Origin of the sequence: Bilifractor sp. LCP19S3_H10, assembly GCF_052119185.1 — a bacterium.
Taxonomy (GTDB): Bacteria; Bacillota; Clostridia; order Lachnospirales; family Lachnospiraceae; genus Bilifractor.
Map to the genome: position 1 here is coordinate 1 of NZ_JBQKFT010000073.1, position 516 is coordinate 516.

Consider the following 516-nt stretch of genomic DNA (forward strand, 5'->3'; position numbering starts at 1 on the left):
CGTGATCGGTCCTTTCCCGGAATCAAGGTCAGACTTAAAAAGAGCTGGCGTGACGTCATCGTCAAACCAACTCTCCGAAGCAATGGTTCCGTTTAAAAACAGCGTGCGTGCGGCAAGATCCGGATCTTCTCCATCCGGTGCCTTGTTCCGCACCCACTTCCAAAACTTGTTCATGTGTTCCTCCTTCCCCTTCTGTGGGGCTTTTTGTTATCTGTATCTTCCTCAGGTTCTTCATGGGGCTCATCCTGCTCCGGAGGATCACTACCTCCAGAACCGCTCTGATAAGCAGCGCCTGCACTTCGGAGGGGCGTCATCGATCCGTTTACAAGAAACAGGTTTCCTCCCTCCTCCTCGGGCACGAGGTCCATGTTCTCTAAGCGCCGGACATCGTTCACACACAAAAAACCGTTACTGATACCGGTCGCATAGCCCTGCATGCGGGATGCGTAGTTACCGCGAAGAAGCCCGTCCACGTTGAACCGGGCGTAGTAGATCATCTTCTCATCCTTCGAGAGA

Annotated in this window: 1 protein-coding gene; it reads right to left on the minus strand. The window is 53.3% G+C overall.

Going from position 1 to position 516, the window contains the following annotated elements:
* Positions 1 to 170: 170 nt before the first annotated feature.
* Positions 171 to 516 (minus strand): phage portal protein (locus ACTQZS_RS15490; protein WP_441476609.1); only part of this gene is annotated, 346 nt, incomplete at its 5' end.